Annotated in this window: 8 protein-coding genes and 1 pseudogene; 4 read left to right on the forward strand and 5 right to left on the reverse strand. The window is 67.8% G+C overall.

Going from position 1 to position 6,692, the window contains the following annotated elements; genetic code table 11:
* A partial coding sequence (locus AC27IQ_RS17055) for a hypothetical protein (protein ID WP_487090170.1) occupies positions 1-286 on the forward strand: 286 nt, incomplete at its 5' end.
* A 23-nt stretch (positions 287-309) separates the two neighbouring features.
* Here AC27IQ_RS17055 and AC27IQ_RS17060 read toward each other — a convergent pair.
* Entirely contained in the window at positions 310-846 is a 537-nt protein-coding gene (locus AC27IQ_RS17060; protein WP_284430275.1) for a hemerythrin domain-containing protein, read from the reverse strand.
* Between the two features lie 152 nt (positions 847-998).
* Positions 999-1,268, reverse strand: a complete 270-nt coding sequence (locus AC27IQ_RS17065) for a hypothetical protein (RefSeq protein ID WP_487090171.1) — start codon at positions 1,266-1,268, stop codon at positions 999-1,001.
* A gap of 56 nt (positions 1,269-1,324) precedes the next feature.
* On the opposite strand from AC27IQ_RS17065, the gene AC27IQ_RS17070 reads away from it, so the two are divergent.
* The gene (locus AC27IQ_RS17070) at positions 1,325-2,617 is read left to right on the forward strand and encodes a PAS domain S-box protein (protein WP_487090172.1); all 1,293 of its coding nucleotides are present in this window, start codon (positions 1,325-1,327) and stop codon (positions 2,615-2,617) included.
* Entirely contained in the window at positions 2,569-4,362 is a 1,794-nt protein-coding gene (locus tag AC27IQ_RS17075; protein ID WP_487090173.1) for a sensor domain-containing diguanylate cyclase, read from the forward strand. Before AC27IQ_RS17070 ends, AC27IQ_RS17075 begins: the two co-directional genes overlap by 49 nt.
* Before the next feature lie 115 nt (positions 4,363-4,477).
* Here AC27IQ_RS17075 and AC27IQ_RS17080 read toward each other — a convergent pair whose 3' ends face one another.
* From AC27IQ_RS17080 to AC27IQ_RS17090, 3 genes are all read right to left on the reverse strand, one after another.
* Positions 4,478-5,056: a hypothetical protein gene (locus tag AC27IQ_RS17080; RefSeq protein WP_487090174.1), complete on the reverse strand. Its 579-nt coding sequence runs from the start codon at positions 5,054-5,056 to the stop codon at positions 4,478-4,480.
* Between the two features lie 100 nt (positions 5,057-5,156).
* Positions 5,157-5,375: a CsbD family protein gene (locus AC27IQ_RS17085; protein WP_272565861.1), complete on the reverse strand. Its 219-nt coding sequence runs from the start codon at positions 5,373-5,375 to the stop codon at positions 5,157-5,159.
* 209 nt (positions 5,376-5,584) lie between these two features.
* Positions 5,585-6,208, reverse strand: coding sequence for a phosphoadenosine phosphosulfate reductase domain-containing protein (locus AC27IQ_RS17090; protein WP_272565862.1), 624 nt, complete (start codon positions 6,206-6,208; stop codon positions 5,585-5,587).
* 184 nt (positions 6,209-6,392) lie between these two features.
* Here AC27IQ_RS17090 and AC27IQ_RS17095 point away from each other — a divergent pair.
* A pseudogene (locus AC27IQ_RS17095) lies at positions 6,393-6,692 on the forward strand (RNA polymerase sigma factor); the annotation flags it as partial.

The raw sequence follows: 6,692 nt of genomic DNA on the forward strand, positions 1-6,692 counted from the left end.
ACCGGGCCAGCCCTGGGACACGCACCTGGCCGCGCCAGCGCAGCCGGAGCACGGCGAGCAGGGCCTGTCGATGGCGCAGGCGCAGCGGCTGCAGCGCTACCACGACCGCCTGCTGTGCGCCCTGGCGGCGCGGGACCGCGAAGCCTTGCGCCAGGCCAAGCAGGGCATCCTGAAGGCCGCCTACTGGCCACGGGCTGCGGATGCCGCGTCCCCGGCCTGGCGCCGGGCCATGCGCACGCTCTCCTGGCAGATGGCCGCCCTGCTGCTGCCCCGCGGGCGCCAGTAGCCCGCAGCAGGGGCTGCCAGGCCTCAGACCGCGACCGCTTCGCGCGCCGGGCGGGGTGCCGCAGCCTTTTCTGCCTGCGGGGCCCCACCGTCGCCAGAGCAGGCGCCGCCGCAGCCGTGAATGGCCTGCGCCGGAAGCGCGCCCGGCGCATGCACGGTGCCGGTCGCGGGATCGAAGCCCACGCGGCGCAGGTGCAGGGCGAGCGCCGCGTCCATGGTCTGCGTGTGTTGCGGAAACCACAGGGCCAGCTCCGACGCCATGCGGCGCAGCACGGCCGGCTCGCCCGCTTCGGCCTGCGCCGTGCCCTCGCGCAGCACCTGCAGCACGACCTTGTGCTGCAGGCTGTGGCAGTTGCCCGAGGCGAAGCGGGTGGCGGCCATCCAGGCATCCTCGCGGGCGAAGTGGTCGGCGGTGTGCGCCACCAGCGCGTGCCAGGCGCCCAGCAGTTGCGCGTCCGGCGCGGCCTCCACGGCGGCCAGCAGTTCCACGAACTCCTGGTGGGTTTCGTCCATGAGGGGAAGGTCGAGGGCGAGGCCCTCGGACCATTGCAGTGCAGCCATTTCCAGTCCTTGCAGTCCAGTGGGAGGCCAGCTTAAGAGGCGCGGCGGGGGTGGGTTTTGATGCAGGTCAGGGTGCCGGCGATCGGCGCCATGCCGCCGCCAGGGGCCACCTCTGCCGGAAAGGGCCGGACCTCTGATAATTATTCGATGACTCAGCCGTCCACCCCGGGTAATGCCGCCGCCGCGAGGCCGTTGAACGAAAACGAGCGCCTCGCCGCGCTCCAGATGCTGGGGGTGCTGGATTCAGCGCCGGAGCCGGTTTTCGACGATCTGGCGTGGCTGGCCAGCCAGTGCTGCGATGCGCCCATCGCGCTCATCTCGCTGATCGACGAAACGCGCCAGTGGTTCAAGGCCAGCTGCGGCCTGGGCACACCGCAGACATCGCGCGAGATCGCGTTCTGCAGCCATGCGCTGGCATCCACGCAGATCCTGGAGGTCCCCGACGCGCTGGAGGACCCGCGTTTTTTCCAGCAACCCGATGGTGCTCGGCGAGCCGGGCATCCGCTTCTATGCAGGGGCTCCGCTGGTCGGCAGCACAGGGCATGTCTACGGCACGCTGTGCGTGATCGACCGGGTGCCGCGGCGCCTGTCCGGAACGCAGCGGGAGGCGTTGCAACGCCTGTCCAGGCAGGTGGTCAGCCAACTGGAGGCCCGCCAGGGCCGCCGGGAGGCCCAGATCCAGGCGGGCACGCTGGGCCGCCTGCTGGAGGCCATGCCCGATGCGGTCGTCTCCTGCGGCTCCGATGGACTGCTGGGCGAGTTCAACCACGTGGCCCGGGCCTGGCACGGCACCGACCCCCGGTCCCTGCCGCCGAGCGAGTGGGCCGAGCATTTCGACCTGTTCGAGGCCTCTGGCACACGGCTGCTGGCGACCGGGGACATCCCGCTGCTGGCCGCCTGGCGGGGCGAGACCGTGCGCGGGTTCGAGCTGGTCATCAAGGCCAAGGGCCAGCCGCCGCGGTCGGTGCTGTGCAACGCTTCGCCTTTGTTCTACGCGGACGGCACCAAGATGGGCGCGGTGTGCCTGATGCACGACGTGACGGCACTGCGCGCCGCCACCCGTGCCGCCACGATCGCGGCCCAGCGCTTTTCGGGCGCCTTCAGCGCCGCCACCCACGGAATGGCCCTGGTCGCCACCACGGGCCACTGGATCGAGGTCAACGACGCGCTGTGCGGCATGCTGGGCTACTCGCGGGACGAATTGCTGCGCATGGATTTCCGGCGTCTCACCCACCCGGACGATCTCATGTCCCACCGCGACCACATCGACCGCCTGGTCCGCAGGGAAACGCAGAACTACCAGTTGGGCAAGCGCTACCTGCGCAAGGACGGCGAGACGGTGTGGGCCCATCTGGCGGTCTCGCTGGTGCGGGACGAATTCGACCAGCCCCTGCATTTCGTGGCCCAGATCCAGGACGTCACGGAGCAGCGGTCCATGGAAGAGCGCCTGCGCGACAGCGAGCGCCGCATGCGCAGCATCCTGGAAGACACGGAGGACGCCTTCATCGTGGCCGATGAGGACGGCCAGATCCTGGAGTGGAACCGCGCAGCCCAGGCGATGTTCGGCTGGCGCCGGGCCGAGTGCTGGGGCGCCCGATGGCCGAGACCATCCTCGCCCCGGCGATGCGAACGCGCAGCCTGGCGGCGCTCATGGCCAACGAGGGCGCCCGGGCCCGCAGGCAGCTTCTTCCGGGATGGCACCGCGACCAGCACGAGTTTCCGATGGAGATCACCCTCAGCCAGGTGCAGCTGGAATCGTCCCGCATCGTGACAGCCTTCATGCACGACATCAGCGAGCGCGTCGCGGCCGAGCAGCAACTGCTTCGAAGCGAGGCCCAGTTGCAGCTGATGGCCGACAGCGTGCCCGCACTCATCGCGCACGTGGGCGCGGATTTGCGCTACCAGTTCGCCAACAAGGCCTATGCCGCATGGTTCGGCAAGGACCCCGCGCAGATCGTGGGCCGCCCCATGGATGAAATCCTGGATTCGGCGCATTTCGCCAAGGCCTGGCCCTACACCCGCCGCGTGCTGAAAGGCGAACCGGTGCAGTTCGAGGCCGAGGTCGCCAACGCCGCCGGCGAAACCCGGGTCATGTCCGCCAGCTACATCCCCGACGTTCAGCCGTTGGAGCCGGACCGCCCACCGGCGCCCGCAGTCGGGTTCCACCTCACGGTGACGGACATCACCGTCCACAAGGATTACGCCAACAGGCTAGCGATCAGCGCCGCGCGGCTGGAGCGGGCCCTCGAAGGGGCCCAGCTGGGCCTGTGGGAACTGAACATCGAGGCCATGACGCTGCAGGTGGACGCCCGCGGATCGGCCATGCTGGGCTTCGGCCCCAACGAGGTGACCAAGACCGTGCCCGAATGGACCGCCGTGCTGCACCCTCTCGACCAGGAGCCGAACGTAGCCGCGTTCCGCCGGCATCTCGGCGGAATGACGGAAACCTACGAGAACGAGTTCAGGGTGCAGGGCCCGCAGGGGCCCTGGATCTGGCTGTTCTCCCGCGGCAAGGTCATCCGGCGCAGCGCCACGGGCGCGCCCTCCAAGGTCATCGGCACGTTCATGGACATCACCCAGCGCAAGCTGGACGAAGAGGCGCTGGCGCGCGCGGCCCTGCTGCTGCGGCAGTCGGGGGCCATGGCACGCGTGGGAGGCTGGACGCTGAATCCGGCCACGGGCGAGGCGGCCTGGACGGACGAGGTCTACCGCATCCACGACCTGGAGCCGCAAACCACGCCGGACCTGTCGCAGGCGCTGAACTACTACACCGAAGCGTCGCGCCCCCTCATCAGCGCGGCCGTGCAGCGGTGCATGGAAGACGGCACGCCGTGGGACCTGGAGCTGGAATTGATCTCGCACAAGGGACGACACCTCTGGGTGCGCGCGCAGGGCGAGCCGACCTACCAGGACGGCCGGATCGTCCAGCTGAGCGGGGCCTTCCAGGACATCACGGAGCGAAAGCACTCGGAGCTGCAACTGCAGCGCCTGAACGCCACGCTGGCGGAGCTGTCCTATACGGATGCCCTCACGGGACTGGGCAACCGCCGCCTGTTCGACGAGGCATTGAGCGCCGAGTGGGGCCGGGCGCGCCGGCAGGAGGCATCCGTGGCCCTGCTGATGATCGATATCGACCACTTCAAGCACTACAACGACATGCACGGGCACCAGGCCGGCGACGAATGCCTGCGCCAGGTCGGCACCGTGCTGCAGGGGGCGTTGTTCCGGGCCCATGAAAAGCCGATGCGCTACGGTGGCGAGGAGTTCGTGGTGCTCCTGCCGGGCACCACGGGCGACGAGGCGCAGGTCGTGGCCCAACGGGTGCTGCAGGCGTTCGACCATGCCGCCCTCCCCCATGGCGCTTCGCCCCTGGGCCCGCACGTCACCTTGAGCATCGGCGTGGCGGCCCTGCAGCCCACGGCGGAAATGACAGAAAAGCAATTGGTGCGCGACGCGGACCAGGGGCTCTACCAGGCCAAGGCCGCCGGACGGGCGCGTTTCATGCGGTGGCGCTGAGCGAACAGCCCCCCACTGAGGCGGCCGCAACGCAAAAAGGCTTCGCACTGCGAAGCCTTTTTTGCTTTTGGCACCCCAGCCGTTCATCCGAACGCGGGGGTGGCCATAACCTGTTTTACTGGTTGTAGACGCGCTTCAGATCGGCAACGCACTTGTCCTTGACGTCACCGTTCATGGCATCGCAACGCTCCTTGGCGGCCTTGTATTCGGCTTCGCGCTTTTCTTCAGCGGCGTCCTTCTTCACTTCGGCGACCTTGGCGTCCTTCTTGGCCATGTTGTCCGAAGGCTTGGCCTGGGCGCGAGCCACCTTGGCGTCTTCCTTGGCCTTCACGTGGGCGGCCTTGGCATCCTTCACGCAGACGTCCTTGGCATTGCCTTGCTGGTCATCGCACTTTTCCTTGGCGACGTCGTAGGCGGCGTCAGCGCGGGCTTCGTTCACCTTGTAGGTGGCCTTGTCGCTGGGCTTGTACTGGGCTTCCAGTTCGGCCTTGGCGACCTTCTCGGCGCCCTTGGCTTCCTTCATGCAGACGTCCTTGGCGTTGGCCGTCATGCTGTCGCACTTCTGCTTGTTGGTCTTGTAGTCGGCAGAGATGCGGTCCTTGGCGGCGCTGTGCTCTTCCTTGGTCATGGCCATGCCGCTGGTGGCGAGAAGGCCGGCGGCCACGATGGCCAGAAGATTGCGTGCGTGTTTCATATTTTTCTCCTCAATGTCTGTAGGGGGGTGCGGTTGTCGATTTGCCTTGTGGCAGCACGGCGAACACCGCTGGTTTTTAAAAGTGGGAAAGGCCCGGGATTTACTTGTCGAAACGGAATTCGGGGTGGCGGTCCTGCCAGGACTTCAGTTCCTTCTCGGCGGCATCCTTGGCCAGACCCTGGCGCTCTTGCAGCTTGCCCAGGAACTGGTCGCGCTTGCCGGCTGCCACGTCAAGATCGTCGTCCGTCAGCTTGCCCCATTGCTCCTTGATCTTGCCGGTGAATTGCTTCCAGTTTCCCTTGACGGTGTCTTCATTCATGGCACAAGTCCTCTTGGTTATTCGCTTCAGCCCTCCACTCCGAGACGGTTTGGAACCCTGGCTGGATGCGATGGACGAACTGTAAAAGTGCCCCCTCGGGGCAGGCGTAGTCATCCGGGGGCAGCACGCGTCAGCCCAGGCCTACGGTTGATAAGGACAAAAAAAAGGGGCGTGCAGTGCACGCCCCTTTCGGCTATGGGCCCATGCGCTCAGTGCGCCAGATGCAGCCCGCATTCGCGGTTGTCCTCGCCCTTCGTCGGGTCCACGTAGTCGAAGTTGTTGGGCAGTTGGTGGGCCACGAGGTATTCGTACAGGTCCTTGGACGACCAGTGCAGCAGCGGTGCGACCTTGAGCAGGCCGTCGGGGTTGATGCTCACCGGGTCCATCTGCGCGCGCACGGCCGTGTCGGTGGCGCGCAGCGCGGTGAACCACACTTGCGGCGCGGTCTCGCGCAGCGCGCGGGCGAAGGGCTCGAGCTTGACCTCTTCGGTGAAGGCGGCATGCCGCGGATCGTCGAGCGCGGGCACCGGGCCTTCGACGGCCTCGCGGTGGGCGCGCGATCGGCGTGGCAGGTAGATCGACAGGTTCAGGCCGAGCTGCCGGGTCACCTCGTCGGCGAACTGGTAAGTGGCCTCGGTGTTGTAGCCGTTGTCCATCCACACCACCGGCACGTCGGGCCGGGCCCGCGTGACCATGTGCAGGATGACGGCCTCGAACGGCCGGAAATTGGTGGTGACGATGGTGGGCCGGCCCAGGCCCACGGCCCAGTCCACGAGGCCCTGGGCGTCCTTGCCGAGTTCGGCGTTGATTCTTGCGAGGTCGATGCTGCTCATTCCATGCTCCAACGGGACCGGGCGCGAGCGGCCCGGTGGGACGAGCGATTGTGCCTTTTGCGCCGCAGGGCCGCAGCCGGCCGGCCACGCGCCCCTGCCGCCCGGCGGGGCACCGGAGCGCCGCAGTACGGCAAAAATACAACAATAAGAATCATTCCCATTCTCTTTTTATAATCGGCGTTCCATGCCGCACCCCGCCTCGCTTCCTCCGCCGCCCGAGCCCCTGCTGGCCGCCCTGGTGAAGCACTACGAAGACCTGGTGGGGTCGCTGCGGCACCGCTTCGGGGACGAGTGCTTTCCGCGCGAGATCGTGAACGACCTGTGCGTGCGGTTGCTCGAGCGCCCGGTGCCCGGCGAGATCGCCAATCCGCTCGCGTTCCTGCGCTGCGTGGCGCGGGACCTGGCCATCGACCGCTACCGCGCCCAGGCCCGGCGCCGCGAGACGGCGCACGAGCACCCCGAGGCGAACGCCCCCCGTCCCTTC

The sequence above is a fragment of the Acidovorax sp. KPB24-07 genome, assembly GCF_057543315.1.